Annotated in this window: 7 protein-coding genes and 1 pseudogene; 2 read left to right on the plus strand and 6 right to left on the minus strand. The window is 44.0% G+C overall.

All coding sequences use genetic code 11. The features are described from left to right. Nucleotides 1–120: 120 nt before the first annotated feature. The 6 genes and pseudogenes from BLW31_RS18515 to BLW31_RS18540 all read right to left on the minus strand — a co-directional run bounded on the left by BLW31_RS18515 (nt 121) and on the right by BLW31_RS18540 (nt 11,606). A complete protein-coding gene (locus BLW31_RS18515; protein WP_022301019.1) occupies nt 121–3,717 on the minus strand; it encodes a beta-sandwich domain-containing protein in 3,597 nt (1,198 codons plus the stop codon). Nucleotides 3,718–4,045: 328 nt separating this feature from the next. Further along, nucleotides 4,046–5,197, minus strand: a complete 1,152-nt coding sequence (locus tag BLW31_RS18520) for a beta-1,2-mannosidase (protein ID WP_010536423.1) — start codon at nt 5,195–5,197, stop codon at nt 4,046–4,048. Between the two features lie 431 nt (nt 5,198–5,628). Beyond that, nucleotides 5,629–6,951, minus strand: a pseudogene (locus BLW31_RS18525) (glycoside hydrolase family 125 protein); the annotation flags it as partial. 168 nt (nt 6,952–7,119) lie between these two features. Next, complete coding sequence (locus BLW31_RS18530) at nt 7,120–8,283, minus strand: glycoside hydrolase family 76 protein (protein ID WP_022301020.1); 1,164 nt, start codon at nt 8,281–8,283, stop codon at nt 7,120–7,122. 34 nt (nt 8,284–8,317) lie between these two features. Continuing rightward, on the minus strand, nt 8,318–9,265 hold the full coding sequence (locus tag BLW31_RS18535) for an endonuclease/exonuclease/phosphatase family protein (protein ID WP_010536426.1): 948 nt from the start codon (nt 9,263–9,265) through the stop codon (nt 8,318–8,320). A gap of 58 nt (nt 9,266–9,323) precedes the next feature. Continuing rightward, nucleotides 9,324–11,606, minus strand: a complete 2,283-nt coding sequence (locus tag BLW31_RS18540; RefSeq protein ID WP_010536427.1) for a GH92 family glycosyl hydrolase — start codon at nt 11,604–11,606, stop codon at nt 9,324–9,326. A gap of 209 nt (nt 11,607–11,815) precedes the next feature. Here BLW31_RS18540 and BLW31_RS18550 point away from each other — a divergent pair, with 209 nt between their 5' ends. After that, entirely contained in the window at nt 11,816–15,856 is a 4,041-nt protein-coding gene (locus BLW31_RS18550; RefSeq protein ID WP_010536428.1) for a hybrid sensor histidine kinase/response regulator transcription factor, read from the plus strand. Between the two features lie 431 nt (nt 15,857–16,287). Then, nucleotides 16,288–17,652: an IPT/TIG domain-containing protein gene (locus BLW31_RS18555; RefSeq protein WP_010536429.1), complete on the plus strand. Its 1,365-nt coding sequence runs from the start codon at nt 16,288–16,290 to the stop codon at nt 17,650–17,652. Nucleotides 17,653–17,655: the final 3 nt, after the last annotated feature.

Consider the following 17,655-nt stretch of genomic DNA (forward strand, 5'->3'; position numbering starts at 1 on the left):
CAAATGAATCAGAAAAAAGCATCATAAGCAAAAGAAAATATAGCAGGACTGTAAAACGTAAAAAAAAGGTTGTGCCAACGTTTTGACACAACCTCCTCTTTTTGGTTGGGTATGGAGGTATTAGTATACCTCCAATTCATAGATTCTTGCAGCCTTCAGACTGTTGTTCTGTGTAGACTGTGTTACCAATAGTCTGACGTAACGTACTGAAGTCGGCTTAAATTGGCGAACTACCGTATTCTTCTTGTTATTACTCAGCTCATCAATTGTTTTCCATTCTTCGTCCGGACTGTTTTTACCTTGTAAGAAACAAGTATGGGTGATGAAGACACTGCCTTCGTTTCCGGCATTCACTAACTTCCATCCACGAATCGTCTGTTCTTTTCCGAAGTCAAAGTCAATGTAGTTGGGAGCCGTGTTTGTGTCGCACCATTTAGTCTTTACATCACCGTCTGTGGCATATTGGGCGGCTTCGTCTGCATTAGTCTCACCGGAACATTTAATCAGCTTGGCCTGTTTCAGCAGATTCGTTTTAGCCGTGGCTTCTTCTCCGTTACCAGCTTTCAGAGCTGTGCGGAACAATTCCGAAGCCGGAGATATGGCAGGATACTTTTCGTTGACCAGTGTTGCGGCAAATAATACGATAGAAGAGTTGTCCGGCAACGTGACTGTAGTAGCTCCTTTAGGAATATCCATACCAAATTTGAACATATATGTGAACTCGTAGGCTTCGTCTTTATCGGCAGAATGGCGATGGGTACCGACATAAGCAATCTCAGCATCTTTCAGGAAACCTTCCGTATGTCCCAGATGTTCCCACTGGCCGATGAATCCGGTGTATGAAGGTACGGTGACTTCCTGCGAGTTGTTACCGATACGGAAAGTCGCAGTAGCATCTTCGCCGGCAGAAGCTGCCAGGAAATAGATACGGTTGTATGAATGTCCGGTCGGTAATTGAAGCACATTGCCTTTACAAGTCAGTCCATTCGCTATTTCTTTCTCTCCCAGGCGGAAAGAAATGCCATCAGCTTCCAGAATGGAGTCGGGGAGAAGTTCTGCTGCGTAACTGTTGCCCGACTCGAAGTTTCCTTCGTGGCGGAAAGCATTCCAACTGAAGCATTTGCGGTCATAATCCAGCGGCAGACAGGCATATTGCGGAGTCTGGACAGTTGCTTTCTTCTTCAGTTTCACTTTAAATGTCTGTATGCTGTAGGGTTCGATAGATACATTCAACTGATTTTTGTTGAAGTCTGCGCTTCCTATTTCTTTTTCCGTACCGTCTGCAAGCACTGCCTGCTCTATTTCACCGGCAAAGGTGATGGCTGCCTGCTGGGCAGTTGCGCCTCCGGTTTCATATACGCGTACTACATATTCATCCGATACTTCCGCTTTTTTCAGTGCTTTGATGACAACCCGGTCATTGCTTGAACGGACGAAAGCGAATTCCTTGCCTAGTGTTCCGGCATGTTTCGGACTGCTGAAAGCTTTGATCGGTTGATTCAGAATTTCCGCTTTAATGGCGGTGGCAGGTTTGTCCAGTGCTCCGTCATGTCCTGTGATACTATAGGTAAATGTATGGAAACCAAAATCCTGACGGTCCTGATAAGCATAATTACCTTTAGTTTCGGGAGTATGAAGCAGAGTCAGGCGGATGGTATTATGATCCGGTTTATCCCATCCATATTTACTGTCGTTCAGGATAGATACGCCGTAACTGTTATTTTTATCTGTCAGGTCTGCCCATTGCTGTGCGTACACTTCATAAGCGGTCTGTACATTATTTCCTCTTTCCACGCTGCCGATTCCCAGATCGTAGGTTGCCTTTTCATTTTCTATATTCAAAGGAAATTCCGCTTTCAGTAAGGTGTTTGTTGACTGCCAGTCTATTTCATTGTAGAAGTCTATGCGGTCGGCACGGCTGCCTTCGTAGAGGCGGATATATTGTTTGAAGAGTGATTTGCCATACTTCTTCTCGATACAAAGCGCTTTCCGGAGTGCTCCGTTTTCCACTAAAGTGACTTTAGCGTCATCTGTGATTGAGACAGGCTCACGATCAATCGTTTCTTTCAGAATTTCCCAGGCCGGCCATGAATACGACTTGTTTTCGGTGAAGAGTGCCAGACGAATCGCTTTTCCGTCTTTCACGAGTTCTTTGTTGTTACGTTTATCGGTCAGCGAGATGATGTCTCCGTTTTTATCCAGTGTAATTTTGTAAACAGAGTTTTCAATGGCAGAAGCAGGTGAGGGAGTTATTGTCTTTTCCGATCCCCCGTTGCGGACATCGTAGACTGCATAACCGTTTGCCGGCAATGATGCTGCAACCAATATGTGAGCGCGTCCGTTTTCGTAGCCGATCAGTTGAGAAGCGACTTTCTTGCCCTGCGCATTGTATACAGTGAATCCTTTCGGAGCTTTGGGTTGTTCAAGGATGATCTCAGTCAGGTCGGATACGGGGAAAGCATTGGCGTTATAAAGAATGACAGGCGTTCCTTTCACACGTGTATCCATCTGTCCGGCAATGGCGTTGACGGAAGAAGTCAGCACTTGTGAGAATTGCTTCAGAGAGATCAGTTCATCGTTCCATGAGAATTCATAGGCACGGGGAATACTCGTTCCTGTCAGGTCATCATGGAATTGATGGAAGATGAAGCGTTTCCATGCTTCCGTCAGTGTATGTTGCGGGTAGCTGGCTGTACCCAACCATTCGGCAGCGACAGCCGCTCTTTCTGCTGCATCGCCCAGCTGTTCGTTTTGTCGGTTGTACAACTTCATGGCTGCCTGCGAAGTGTAGCAACCTGTTCCGTGAACATCCATCAATAATTCTCCGTCGAATACAGGCAATTCGGGGTGGTTATTGAATGGCAGATAATCTTTATACAACTGATCGCTGGTGGCGCTGATCACTTCCACCGGTCCGTCGCCCTTGATTCCTTGCTCTACAGAACGTACCGAACCCAATGTCGGTGAACCGCCGATATCTCCTGTTCCATAGTAGCGATAGACCGTATTCAGCGGAGTACGTTTGGCCAATCCTTCCAGATATTTGTTCTTCGAGAGGTCTTCGTTGTTCCATCTGCGTCCGTAGTCGTACCCGTGGGCTAACATTACCTGTTTGCCATCGATACCCTTCCAGAGGCCGATAGTAAATGGATGTTTGCTTTTTCCATAAAAGGGATGATTGCGCCAGTCCAGTTTCTGTGAAGAAAAACCAATCAGTCCGCAGTGTGCGGCAATGGTAGGAAGTGTCCATCCGAATCCGAAGCAGTCCGGCAGGAAGATGTCCGTTCCTTCTTTTCCAAACTCTTGCCGGTAGTACGTCTGTCCGAGCATGATGTTGCGGATGGAGGCTTCGACGGAAGGAACCAATACATCGCTGGCTTCCCAGCTGCTTCCGGCAATGTGCCAGCGTCCTTCTTCGATGAATTTCTTCATCTCTTCGTACTGCTCGGGATAGTATTCTTTCATCCAGGCATATTTCACTCCCCCTTCAAAGTTGAAAATGTATTCCGGATATTTCTTTAGCAGAAATAAGTTCTGACTGATGGTATTCCATACATATTCGTTGATTGTTGTCTGGATGTCCCAGTTCCACTGGGTGTCGAGGTGGGCGTCCGACACCATATAGGCTTTCACCTTTTTCCCGGAGGCATCGTTTTGTGCATAGCCGCCTCCTGCCAAAACAAGGGCGAGGGCTACGGCAATTACTTTTTTGTTCATCATGGTTTATTTTAACAAGTTTAGTAGTTTACAAATTGGTTCTTATTCAATATGTTTACAAATGTAGTGATTCGGAAATGGATATCTGTTCTCTGTCGTGACAATATTTAAGCAAATGTATATTGGCAGGTCAGAGTACTGGCTGATCAATTAGAGTATGACGTAATTGTTTGTATATCACCGGATAACGTCTCAGTCTGTACAATTGAAGTACATATTGTGGCAGAGATGATAAAAGGAGCTGCAAGGAATGAACAATCCGTATTCATTTTGAATGGTAAATTCCTTGCGGCTCGTATCCAATCAAACAGAAAGAGTTTGTGAAATGTTAGGGCAGCGGATCTGCGGCGGCAGGTTTCTTCGGATTGTAAATGGCCGTACCTACTTTGGAGTCTGCGCAACCATAATACAGATACCATTTATCCTTGTAATAAACCATTCCTTCGATGAACACTGTTCCGTCTACATACTGGCCGCTCTTTTCGAAACTATCCATCGGGCGGAAGAACGGTTCGTCCAGACGGGTGATGAAACGGGTTGGGTCATTGGCATCAAAGAGAGCTTGCCCGGCAGCATATACATTAGCTGTATAGCGTTTGTCACCTCTGCTTGCACTGTTTTTACCATTATACAGAAGCACAATTCCTTTCGGAGTATAGATAGCCGGAGGACCGCATTCGGTCAGATGACTGTCGAAGTATCCGTCACGTGGAGAAAACAACTTTCTCAGGGAGCCGTCTGTATTTACATAAGGAGTCCAGTTGATTAAATCTTCGGAGGTAGCGGCAAACACATGTTCCTCTCCCCAGTACATGAAGTATTTTCCGTCGATTTTCTTGATTACCTGCTTCCCGTCGACAACTTCGGTCAGAATAGAGCCGGACTTACATCCTAAATTAAAGAACTTGCCGTCATAAGCTTTGGCAAAAGCAGGACCGTGTTTCGTCCAGTCTTTCAGATTGCGGGAAGTAGCGATTGCCAGGCGTGGAATGTGGCGGTTCCATTGAGTATACGTCATCACGTATAGTCCTTCTGCTGTGACGGCAATACGAGGGTCTTCGCATCCTCCCGGCCATTCCAGCTCTTTTTGGGTGTCGTTATCCGGATAAAATACCGGAGTCTTTTCCCGCTTGAAGTGAATACCATCACTGGAAGTGGCATATCCGAGACGCGAGGTACGGTGACCGATGCCGACACCGGATTTATCTTCTGCCCGATACAGTACAACAATCTTGCCGTTATAAAGAGTAGCTGCCGGATTGAAAGTGTCATTGGACTCCCATGCAACGTAATCTTGTGTCATCGGACAATAGAATTTCGTACTCTCTATAGGAGAAATCACCGGATTGGCCCCTTGCGGACGTTCAAAACCTCCGAATGCCCAATCGGGTAATACGTTCTTTTTGTCGTTGGAGGACTGTCCCAAAGCGGTACAGGTCATCATGGTTGTAGCAACTAGAAATAAAAAGGTTGATTTCATATTATATAAATTATTATTGGGGGAGTAATATATACTCTCTACATTTAAAATAAAAATAAATATTTGCTGTCATCTGTCACATAAACAAGGGTAAAAGGCTGAGTATGTGTAAGTTTTGAGGTGACGGCACGGTGTGATAGCAGTGTGACAGTATTTCTGCTGTCACTGTGGCGAGAAGAGTTGGTTTCCTCGCCTTGATACCAGAGTTTCATCGGTACGAAACTAAAGTTTCATCGGTGCGAAACCAAAGTTTCATCGGTGCGAAACCAAAGTTTCATGGGCGGGAAACTCTAGTTCCAACGGTGTGAAACTTTAGTTTCAAAGGCATGAAACTCCTTGTTTCATACAATGAAACGATTGGTTCCAATGCATGGAACCATCGGTTTCACCGTATGAAGCAGTTATCTTGCAAGTAAGGGGCGAGGTAGAAACTACTGAATACTGTTCAGTAAGTCTGCCTTTCCTTCATTGACCAGTTTGAGGATGAGTTCTCCGAACAGTGTGTTTTGCCATGCAAACCATGCACGGGTAAAGTTTTTCGGATCGTTTTTGTTGAATGATTCATGCATGAAGCCGGTGCCTGCATCGGTATCCATCAGCATCTTGATACAAGTCTTGATTTCTGCATCATTCTGGCTGGTAAACGCTTTCATCATAATGCTCATAGGCCAGATCATGTCGTATCCGATGTGCGGACCGCCGATACCTTCTCCGGCAGTGCCTTTGAAGAAATAAGGATTGTCTTCGCTCCACACAAACTTGCGGGTATTTTGGTAAATCGGATCGTTCACTTTCACGTCGCCCAGATAAGGTAAAGCGATGAGGCTCGGCACGTTGGCATCATCCATCAGCAGTTGGTTGCCGAATCCGTCTACCTCGAAAGCATAGATTTTACCATATTTCGGGTGGTTGTAGACAGCATATTTCTTCAATGCTTTTTCAACTTCATCCGCCAATGTGGTACATTCTTTGGCCAAAGCCGGTTTCTTGTTCACTGTGTTCAGTATTTCGGCTGCTTTGCGCAGAGAAGTTACGGCAAAGAAGTTGGAAGGAACGAGGAACTGGAAGGTTGTAGCGTCATCCGAAGGGCGGAAAGCGGAAGCGATCAGTCCGACAGGTTTCACCGGATTACCCCAGCCGTCGTTGGTCATGGTGTCGAGTGCGCGTTCGGTTTTGCGTTGGAATCTGTACGGACCTTTCGCATCGTCCTTGCGCTGTTGTTCCTTGAATGTTTTCAGTACGTTTGCAATAGCCTGCAGCCATTCGTCGGAGAAGACGCTGGCATCCCCCGTTGTTTTCCAGTAATGGTAAGCCAGACGGATCGGATAACACAGGGAGTCGATTTCCCATTTGCGTTCGTGAAGTTCCGGTTTCATGTCCGTCAGGTCACTCATCCATTCGCCTCCTTCGGAGTTCATATTGAAGGCGTTGGCGTATGGGTCGATATTGATACATTTGAATTGGCGGTTGATGACTCCTGCCAGCATTTTTTTCAGTTCGGGGTCTTTATTGGCAAGCTGCACATACGGCCATACCTGGGCACCGGAATCGCGAAGCCACATGGCGTGGATGTCTCCGGTGTATACGAAAGTATCCTCTTTTCCGTCAAAATGAACGGTCGTATCCAGTGTGTTCGGGAAACAGTTTTCGAACATCCAGGCCAGTTTCGCATTCGTCAGTAATTGCTTGATGCGGGCAATTTGTTGCTCCACTTCCTGCGATACGAACAGGCGTTTGGATACTTCGGGGCGGTTGGTCTGATAAGTGTTGACCCGCGTGTTGTCTTGTTTGGTGACAAGTTCGCAGTTTTCCATTGCTTGTATGCCGGCAGCGCCCGAAAGTGCCGCGCAAAGGCAAAGTGTTTTGGTTATATTCATGGTGATTGTTTTCTTTAATTCATGTAATGGTTAATAATCAAAGTTTCATTTCTCGATCTCGGCGAATAACTCGATCAGGCAGGCATTATCCAGCAGCCATTTGTAAGGTTCCTCGTTATGTCCCGACCAGTCTCTTCCCAGCAATCCGTTGGCATCCCGGTAATTTCTCCATGCATGGAGAGCATTCTCCGCCATCGCATTGACATAAGTCGGGTTGTGGTCAATCTTCTCCAGCGCCTTGAAGCCTCTGAACAAAATCACATTAAACCATGACATGTCTTTGTGTACCTTGACTGACGGATCTTTCTTATCGGCTTTCGAACGGAAAAAGGCATCGGTCCCTGCGGCTGTCTTCTGGGCATCGCGCAAGTATTGTTCGTCTCCTGTTTCCTCGTACAGCAATACGCCTGCCTGAATCATTTGTCCACTGTTGTAGGCATATTTATCTTTAGAGACGCTTCCTTTCAGGTTGATATTGTCCCAGTAAAGGAAATCGGTGGGATCACATAAGTTCTTTCTGGTCCATGCGTAAGTTTCCTTTGCTTTGTCCAGATACTTTTTGTCCTTTGTTAGGCGGTATAGCTTGACACCGAGTACTGTTGACGGAGCATTGGAACAGGTATGCTTCGCTTCTTTCTGCTGTTCACACCAGAAGATTCCTCCGCCGAGTTCGTCGCTCCATCCGCTGTAGATGTATTCGTACAGTGCGATGGCTTTTTTCAGATAGTCGGCTTTGTGGGTGAGACGATAATAATCACAATAATCCAGTGCAATCCAGATGTTGTCATCGTAGTAGCGTCCATGCTGGCCGTATTTGGCGGGGTATGACTGATAGCATGCCGGAAGGCGTTCCCCGTCCCAGTACTGTTCCAGTCCGGGCAGGATGCGCTTTTCCAGTATCTTCTTGTACTTTTTGTCTCCGGTGGCCTGGTACATGGCCACGCAACCGGACATCATTCCGGAATAGGGCCACAGGAAGGAGGCTTTCAGCGTTCCGTTCTGTTGGGCTCCACCCGCCAGATAAGTGATTTTCTGGTCGGGATTCACGGGATATGTTTCGGTAAGCAGTCCGTCCTCCGTCTGATATAAATTCAGGACATTGTCGAGAATGGAGTCGGCAATGGATATGAAGGGATGATTCTTAGCCGTTTTTCCGGAAGCGGAAACAAGGCACAAGAACATGCAGGCTACAAAACATATATTTCTCATATCAGTATCAGATTATAAAATGAAGTATTCGGGTTTATTTTTGCTGACGTTGGTCAAACTCCAGTTCCACTTTTACAGGGAAATGGTCGGATGGCGTACGTGCTTCATAAGCCTTAATGGTGATCTCTTCCGGACAATCTCTCACGTCCTCCTTTTTACTGTTTTCCCGTACACTCCGATAGGTATCGGTCAGTACACCGTATCTCTTGACGTGGAAAGAAGGGGAAACGAAGATATGGTCGATGCGGCTTTCGGTAAAACTGTTCGGATCGAAATCGTTGAAAGTACCGTTGGTCGCATATCGGTAGTCACATTTCTCATAAGAATCACAAAGTACTCCTTTGCTGACAAATGCATCGTATGACTGGTGAGTCTGGTCGACATTGAAGTCACCCGTCAGGATGACCGGCAGATTTTTGCCTCTTCCCAGCTCCTTCATCTTTTCCTGTACGAGGAAAGCGCTCTCCACACGGGCTTTCTTGCCGATATGGTCCATGTGGAGATTGAAGAACAGGAACTCAAAACCGGTATCTTTGCATTTGAAATGTCCCCAGCTGCAAATACGAGGCAATACGGCATCCCAGCCTTTGCTCGGGACATCCGGAGTTTCCGACAACCAGAAATCTCCTTTCTCTACGATATCGAATTTGTCAGTGCGGTAGAAGATAGCAGAGTGTTCACCTTTATCTTTACCGTCATCGCGTCCTACGCCGATATAATCATAACCGGGGAGGGCTTCTTTCATATCTTTCAATTGGTGAAGGAAACATTCCTGTGTGCCGAAAATATCGAAGTCATGGTATTGCACAATCTGGGCAATCACCGGATAACGCTGTCCCCAACCGTTTCCGCGGGCGGAGTCGGAACCATTGGCATTTCTCAGGTTGTAGGAGGCAACAGTAAGCGAAGTAGGCTGATAGCTCTGGCAGTTGCAGAAGACTATGGCCGCAAGGACGATAAATAAAAGGTTTCTTAGTTTCATGTTTTCTTTAGTTTGTTTGGATTAGATCATTCTTTAAAGCATCCAAAAATACGACATTTTATTCAAATGAGAGGGAATAGGGAATATCTTTTTCAGTCGTTCCCCGTTGTTTGTTCGGAGTCGGACTCATCTGGTACTGGATATTCGCACCCTTCAACAATTGGTCGTGTGTCAGATAATTGCGTGTGAATGTTTTGCCATTTACCTTCATATCCTTCACATAACGGTTGTCGGCGCTATTGTTGTTCGCTTTAATGGTGACGGTTTTCCCATTTTCCAGATGCAGTTTGGCTGACTTGAAAAGAGGAGTTCCCAGAATATATTGATCTGTTCCCGGACAAACGGTGTAGAATCCTAAAGCCGAGAAGACATACCAGGCAGAAGTCTGACCGTTGTCTTCGTCGCCGCAGTATCCGTCGGGACCTGCTGTATACAGCTTATCCATGATTTCGCGTACCCAGTATTGAGCTTTCCAGGGTTCTCCCGAATAGTTGTAAAGGTAAACCATGTGCTGGATGGGCTGATTGCCATGAGCGTATTGCCCCATGTTCATTACTTGCATTTCGCGCATTTCATGAATCATGCCACGGCTTTCCATGCCTAGTTTACCCGGAATGATAAAGACGGAATCCATCATAGTATTGAACTCTTTCTTGCCTCCCATCAGATTGATTAAGCCTTCCGGATCGTGGAATACGCAGAAACTCCAGTGCCAGCTGTTACCTTCGCAGAACTCACCGCTCCAGTCTACTGCATCAAATTTCGGGTTGAATACCCCCTTGTCGTCCTTACCTACCATCAGTTTGCGTTCCGGTTGGTAAACGTTCTTGTAGTTGAGGGCACGTTGCTTGAAGATATCGATTTCGCTTGCCGGTTTGCCCAGTTTCTTTCCTAATGTGTAGATAGTCCAGTCGTTGTAAGCATATTCCAGCGTGCGGGCAACATTCTGACCTACACCGATATTGTTGGGGACATACCCCAGTTGGTTGTATGCTTCGTAAGCTACACGTCCGGAGGCGGTGCCGCGAAGATGGGCGTTTGCATCGTGTTTCAATGCTTCCCAAAGCGTTTCGATGTCATATCCGCGGAGCCCTTTTATATAGGCATCGGCTACAACAGAAGCGGAGTTGTTGCCCACCATGCAGTCACGGTGTCCGGGACTTGCCCATTCCGGTAGGAAGCCGCTTTCTTTATAAGCATTGACCAGACCTTCCTGCATCTTCTGGTTCATAGACGGATACATCAGGTTCAGGAACGGGAACAGGCAACGGAAAGTATCCCAGAAACCGGTATCTGTGAACATATAGCCGGGCAGTACTTTGCCATTGTAAGGGCTGTAGTGCACTACTTGACCTTTGGCATCTATTTCATAGAAACTGCGTGGGAACAGCATGGAACGATACAAGCATGAATAGAAAGTACGCAGGTTGTCGATATTGTCATCTTCTACATCAACTTTGCTCATTTCACGGTTCCAGATATCTTTTCCTTTAGTGACTAACTGGTCGAAGCTGTTGTTGCCCAATTCTTTGAGATTCAGTTCCGCCTGTTCGTAGCTGATAAAGGAAGAAGCTACACGGGCATGAACGATTTCTCCTTTCTTCGTGGCGAATCCGATGATTGCTCCGGTATGATTGCCCTCAACTTCTGTTTCGTTCGGGAGGATGTTATTCTCTTTTACACCGGAAGTAAAGGTAAACGGCTTGTCGAACTTGATGACAAAATAATTCTTGAAGTTCTCCGGCACCCCGCCGCTATTCCTGGTGGAATAACCGATGATTTTGTTCTCTTCCGGAATCACCTTTACATACGAACCTTTATCGAATGCATCGAGAATGACATAAGCATTCTTGGTTTCCGGATACGTGAAACGGAACATAACGGCACGCTCCGTGGGTACAAGTTCCGTAGTAACGTCGTGGTCTGCGAGATACACCTTATAATAATAAGGTTTGGCAACTTCCGCTTTGTGCGAGAACCAACTGGCACGTTGGTCTTGGTCGAATACGAGTCCGCCGGTGATTGGCATGATGGCAAACTGACCATAATCGTTCATCCACGGACTAGGCTGGTGTGTTTGTTTGAAGCCACGGATTTTGTCGGCATTGTAAGTGTATGCCCAGCCGTCGCCCATTTTGCCGGTTTGCGGTGTCCAGAAGTTCATTCCCCACGGCAATGCCGTAGCCGGATATGTATTTCCGGTCGATAACTCAAACTTGGATTGCGTTCCTACCAGCGTACTGACATAGTCTACCGGATTCTTGACGGCAGAAATATGCATGCTGTACAGCACCGCACCCCCAATAAATAACAGGTGTTTAAATGAAAGATGTGTTTTCATGAACAAATGAATTTATGTATAAAATTAGTTTCTGTGACGAAAATAGAGAGAAAAGGAATGCATCTGCAGGAAGTGGAAATACTAAATCGCTCCGTGGCGCTGTAATTAACCAAACTGGCACGCATTTTTACATATATTCTGCGCCAAAAAAGTGCTGGATAGTTTTTTTGTTTACCTTTGTCATATTGCAAATCTAAGGATTCTATGCCATGAAAAAACATTGTATTTTACTTTTCTTCTGCTGCCTTAATATACTGATGAATACAGCCGGCGCCTATAATCTGAAACAGGTTGCTGACAAAGAATATATGTCTAACAGTGCTATAACTTCGCTGTGCCAGGACGACAAAGGACTGATGTGGATTGGCACTTGTGATGGACTCAATGTCTATGATGGCCGGGCGGTCGAAGAGTTTAAGATCTGTGACAAGGAAGGTTACTTGTCCGGCAATCAAATTGATAATATTATCTATACCGGTGACGATACTTATTGGTTTCAGACTTATTATAGTTTGATTCGTCTTGACCGTAAAACGAATTCTATTACACGTTTTTATGAATTTCAGAAACTGTTTCCGATGAATAAGGATAATCATGGTACCTTATTTATTATTAAGGATAGCGACTGCGTTTACTATTTTCATAAAAAGGAAGGGGTCTTTAAAAAAATCAATGTTGCTGGTATTCCGATTTCAGATGTTATTACTTTCTTCTTTGATAATAATAATCGCATGTGGGTAATAATGAGAGGGTATAATCGGTGTTACGATCTTCAGCAGGATTCCGTTACTGGTAATATTACGTTGACGTCACAAAAAAGTGGTTTGGAACACCACACACCGTTGATTTATTGTACTCATGATGACGGGACTATCTATTATGTAGATAAGGAATACAATCTTTATACATTTTATATTGAAAGCAAGCAGAAAGAGTTTGTTGTTAATTTGGGGACGAAAATACAGGCACATGACAGAATTTCCACGATTATTAAATATCATGATAGCTTCTTTGTCGGATTAATGATTGATGGTGTTCTTATATTGGAAAAACCAAAAGGCAGCAATGAATATCAGATTCAGCCGTTACCTATAAACAGCGGAGTGTTCAGCTTGGTGAAAGATCGCTTTCAGGATCTTATCTGGATAGCTACAGATGGGCAGGGTGTTTATCTTTATTCGAATCCTCTTTATTCTATAAAGTCGGTTGTGTTGAGTAACTATACCGAAAAGATAGAACGTCCCGTGCGTGCGCTGTTGCTTGACAAAGAACGTACTTTCTGGATCGGCACTAAAGGAAATGGTATACTTAAGATCTATGATTATGAGGTAGATAAGGATATTTCAGACTGCCGTTCGGAGGTCTTGACAATATCTAACAGTGGTTTGGGTAGCAATGCGGTCTATTGTATCAAGGGAAGTAACCGTAACTTACTATGGATTGGTGATGAGGAAGGATTGAATTTTTATTCGTATCGTGAGCGACGTATTAAGAAAATTCCTCTCTGGATTGATAACGAGGAGATTAAATATATACATGATATTTATGAAACGGAAGATTCGGAATTGTGGTTGGCTAGTGTGGGAATGGGAATAGTAAGAGCGCGTATCGGAGGCACACCGGATCATCCGGTTCTTGAAAATATGCAGCGCTATGTGGCTAATGCCGGAGAGTTCGGTTCCAATTGTTTCTTTACCATTTGCAAAGGAGACAGCTTGGGGTTACTATTCGGCAATATGGGGTCTGGAGTATTTCGTTTCAATGAAATCAGTAATGGATTGGAGCCGTTGACCACTCATAAGTATGAGAATATGAATTTGAACAAGGTAGTGCCCATTGTTAAAGATGACGCAAACAATTATTTGATCGGTACTACTTATGGAGTAATCAAGTATACTTCAGAAAACTCTTATAAACTGTTTAATGCGAAAGACGGTTTTCTGAATAGTACTATTCATGCCATTCTGAGGCACTCACCTGATAACTTCTGGCTGAGTACAAATCAAGGCTTGATTAATTTTGATACCAAAAGAGATGTATTCCGTTCTTATGGTTTTGGTGACGGGCTTAAAGTTGTTGAATTTAGTGATGGTGCTTCTTACAGAGATCCGCAAACAGGCACCTTGTTCTTTGGAGGAATCAACGGATTTGTAGCCATTCAGGCAGACGGACGTCCCGAACAGCTTTATATGCCTCCCATTTATTTTGATAAACTCTCTATCTTTGGAGAACAATACAATCTGGGAGAATTCATCACCCGGAAAAAGGAGAATGAAGTGTTGAACCTGAAATATGACCAGAACTTCTTTGCAGTTTCATTCACTTCTGTCGATTACTTGACCGGAAATAACTGTACCTATTCCTATAAGTTAAAAGGCTTGAGTGACCAATGGATCAATAATGGAAAAGAAAGTTCTGTCTCCTTTACGAATATGGCCCCCGGCGAATATACCTTATTGGTGAAATACTACAATAGTGTATTTGATAAAGAGAGTGATGTCTATTCTTTGTTAATCCGGATAGGTGACCCGTGGTATGCTTCTTGGTGGGCATATCTTATTTATACTTTATGTCTGCTGCTGATGGTCACTCTGCTGGTACGCTCATTTATCCTCCGTACTAAGCGGAAAAAGCAGGAACTGCTCAATGAAATAGAGCAGCGCCATCAAAAGAATGTATTTGAGTCGAAACTTCGTTTCTTCACTAACATAGCTCATGAATTTTGTACTCCATTGACCCTTATCTATGGTCCTTGCGGGCGTATTCTGTCATCGAAAGGACTCAGCAAATTTGTCATTGATTACGTTCAGATGATTCAGACGAATGCGGAACGCTTGAATAACTTGATTCACGAACTGATCGAGTTCCGCCGTATCGAAACGGGGAATCGGGAAGTGCGTATAGAGACTTTGAATGTATCTTCTTTAATGAAAAATACGGCAAAGATCTTTGTTGATATGGCTAAATCCCGAAATATCACTTTCTTGAGTAAGATACCGGAGCAAGTTTCCTGGAACTCAGACAAAGGTTTTTTGAATACCATTATTATCAATCTGATATCCAATGCTTTCAAATACACCCCGGATGGGAAAAGTATTAAAATAGAAGTGGATACCAATGATGAAAACCTGCTGGTCCTCCGGGTTGCCAATGAGGGAAGTACAATCAAGGAAGAAGACTTCCAGTATGTATTCAACCGTTATGCTATTTTGGATAGCTTTGAAAATCAGGATGAAAAGAACTTCTCCCGCAATGGTCTGGGGCTTGCTATCTCTTACAATATGGCCCAACTGCTGAATGGAACGTTGAAAGTGGAAAATACTCCTGACGGCTGGGTTTTGTTTACGTTGTCATTACCTCCATTGAAAGTGAGCACTGGTGTATCATCTTCTAAACGAATAACTTCGGAGTATATCCCTAAGATAGAGTCGCAACTTGCCTTGAAACTTCCTCACTATGAATTTGACAAGATGAGGCCAACGCTACTGGTTATCGATGATGAACTGGAAATGTTGTGGTTCATTGGTGAAATCTTCTCTAACGATTTCAATGTGGTTACTTTGCAAGATCCGGAGCGGATTGAACAGGTCATGAATGAAGTCTATCCCAATGTGATTATCTGTGATGTCATGATGCCGGGAATTGGAGGCATTGAACTGACGAAGCGAATTAAATCAGTGAAAGAAACGGCTCACATTCCTATTATCATGGTATCCGGACGGCATGAAATGGAGCAGCAGATGGCTGCACTTTCTGCAGGGGCAGAGATGTATATCACCAAACCGTTTAATGCGGAATATCTTCGCATTTCCGTCTGCCAGATGCTAGAGCGTAAGGAGGTGCTGAAAGACTATTTCAGTTCAGCGATCAGTTCTTTTGAAAAAACGGACGGAAAACTGACACATAAAGAATCAAAGAAATTCCAGCAATCTGTTTTGAAGATAATCAATGACCATATTCAGGAAAAAGAACTGACTCCTCGTTTTATAGCCGATCATTTGGCAATCAGTGTCCGCAGCCTTTACCGGAAAATGGAAGAAATTGGTGAAGAAAGTCCTACGATTTTGATAAAGGAGTGTCGTTTGCATGTGGCCAAGGATTTATTGTTGAAGACCCAGAAGACGATTGATGAAATAGTCTTTGAATCGGGCTTCTCAAATAAGGTTACTTTCTTTAAAGTATTTCGTGAAAAGTATGGATGTACGCCAAAAGAATTCCGAATGAAAAACTTGGAGGAAGTCCGGAAGTAGACCGGATGATAATATGTCTCCTGTTCTGTTGGAAAGGAAGGGTGAAAAGCCTGAAACGTCTGTAGTAAACGTTGGTGCCAGAAAGGTAAATATGAGGCATAATGCCTTTTCATCATTCCTGTTGATTTAATCTCTGTTTTATTGGCGAGGATTTTGATTCTTTAATTGAGGTAGAAATATTATCAAATCATGCCAAAATAGTAAATATCCCTGCCGTGTGAAGCAAAAGATAATGGTCGAAATATAAGAAATCTGGCAAACATACTAATTTTGCTGCTGCATTAGAAAAGCAAGAATATATAATTTGTATAACTAAATATCTTGAGAACTATGAATCAACCACACGATCCTCCTCCACTCATCTTATCTTTTTGTATGTAGTGTTTTCCTTTATCTTTTATTTTTTTTGTTTGAATTAAATTTAATAACTTATGAAAATTGAATTATTAAAGAAGCGCAAGCTTGAAATCGGATTATCTTTATTTATAGGGATGTCTGTATTTTGGGGGTGTAACAATGATTTGACCCCAATAAATCAAAGTAAAACTTTTCCTCCTGATTTGAATGCACCATCAGTGTTTGAAAGTTTCTCTCCTGACAGTGGTGGTATTGGCACCCAATTGATTATCCGCGGAAAGAATTTTGGTTCGGATCCCAATTATGTGAAAGTTACTGTTAATAATAAGGAAGCGGCTATTGTAGGAATGGACGATGAGGTAATCTATGCCATTGTCCCTGCACGTGCAGATACAGGCTATGTTCGTCTGTTTATAGGTAAAGACGATAATATAGAAGAGTATGCTTCTGAGACAAAATTCCGTTATCAGTTTAAACGTAATGTGACGACTATGGTGGGACAACACGGTATGAATGGCCGTGAAGATGGTAGCTATGCTAATTCTAAGCTGCAAAGGACGTGGTTCTTGCTGACTGATAAAGACGGAACGGTATTTTTTGTAGATGAAGGTCGTGGTCAGACACAGAATGGTGCTTTGCGCCGTGCTCGTAACGGTGAAGTGGAAACATTGGTGCAGTGTTCTAGCGGTCCGTTCCAATCGCCTACATGTTTGGCTTTCAGTCCGGATCAGGATACACTGTATATTTCTCAGTATTCATATACAGATGAGGAAAATACGAAAACAGACTTCAACATTATTTATGTGACACGAGAAGGTGGTTTTGTGGATGTAAGAGGACTTTGTAGAGCAAAGAAAGTCGGAACTACAGGGCTTGCCGTACATCCGAAAACAGGAGAAGTATTCTTTTGCAATAAAGGAACTGGTTATATCTATCGTTATGATGGTCCGGAGTATGAGGATTTCACTCCTCTTTTCAGAATAAACAATGCAATGGAAATAGAAACCCGCATGACTTTTAACTCCGAAGGTACTATTCTTTATGTAGCGGTGTGTAATCGTCATTGTATCTATCAGGTTCCTTATGATGCTTCTACTCGTACTTTCGGTGTACCGGTTCTTTTTGTCGGAGCATGGGACGAGAGTGGTTATGTAAATGGGACAGGAGCTACTGTGCGTTTGAACAAGCCGGAACAAATGGCATTTGATGAGGATGGCAATATGTTTGTACCTGAACGTAATAACCATATCATTCGGAAAATTACTCCTGCAGGTTCTGCTACTTTATATGCCGGGCGACCGGAGCAAAGTGGTTTTGGAGACGGACTGCCAGAAGAGGCAAAATTCAATCAGCCGGAATGTGTAACGGTGTATCCGGATAACTCAATATATGTGGCTGACCGTGATAACCATGTCATTCGTCGTGTGACAGTAGAATAAATA

It is taken from the genome of Bacteroides faecis MAJ27 (assembly GCF_900106755.1).
Taxonomy (GTDB): domain Bacteria; phylum Bacteroidota; class Bacteroidia; order Bacteroidales; family Bacteroidaceae; genus Bacteroides; species Bacteroides faecis.

Coding starts and splice junctions, on each gene's coding strand:
- BLW31_RS18520 (WP_010536423.1), bottom strand. CDS start 5,197: ATGAAATCAACCTTTTTATTTCTAGTTGCTACAACCATGATGACCTGT.
- BLW31_RS18515 (WP_022301019.1), bottom strand. CDS start 3,717: ATGAACAAAAAAGTAATTGCCGTAGCCCTCGCCCTTGTTTTGGCAGGA.
- BLW31_RS18530 (WP_022301020.1), bottom strand. CDS start 8,283: ATGAGAAATATATGTTTTGTAGCCTGCATGTTCTTGTGCCTTGTTTCC.
- BLW31_RS18550 (WP_010536428.1), top strand. CDS start 11,816: ATGAAAAAACATTGTATTTTACTTTTCTTCTGCTGCCTTAATATACTG.
- BLW31_RS18540 (WP_010536427.1), bottom strand. CDS start 11,606: ATGAAAACACATCTTTCATTTAAACACCTGTTATTTATTGGGGGTGCG.
- BLW31_RS18555 (WP_010536429.1), top strand. CDS start 16,288: ATGAAAATTGAATTATTAAAGAAGCGCAAGCTTGAAATCGGATTATCT.
- BLW31_RS18535 (WP_010536426.1), bottom strand. CDS start 9,265: ATGAAACTAAGAAACCTTTTATTTATCGTCCTTGCGGCCATAGTCTTC.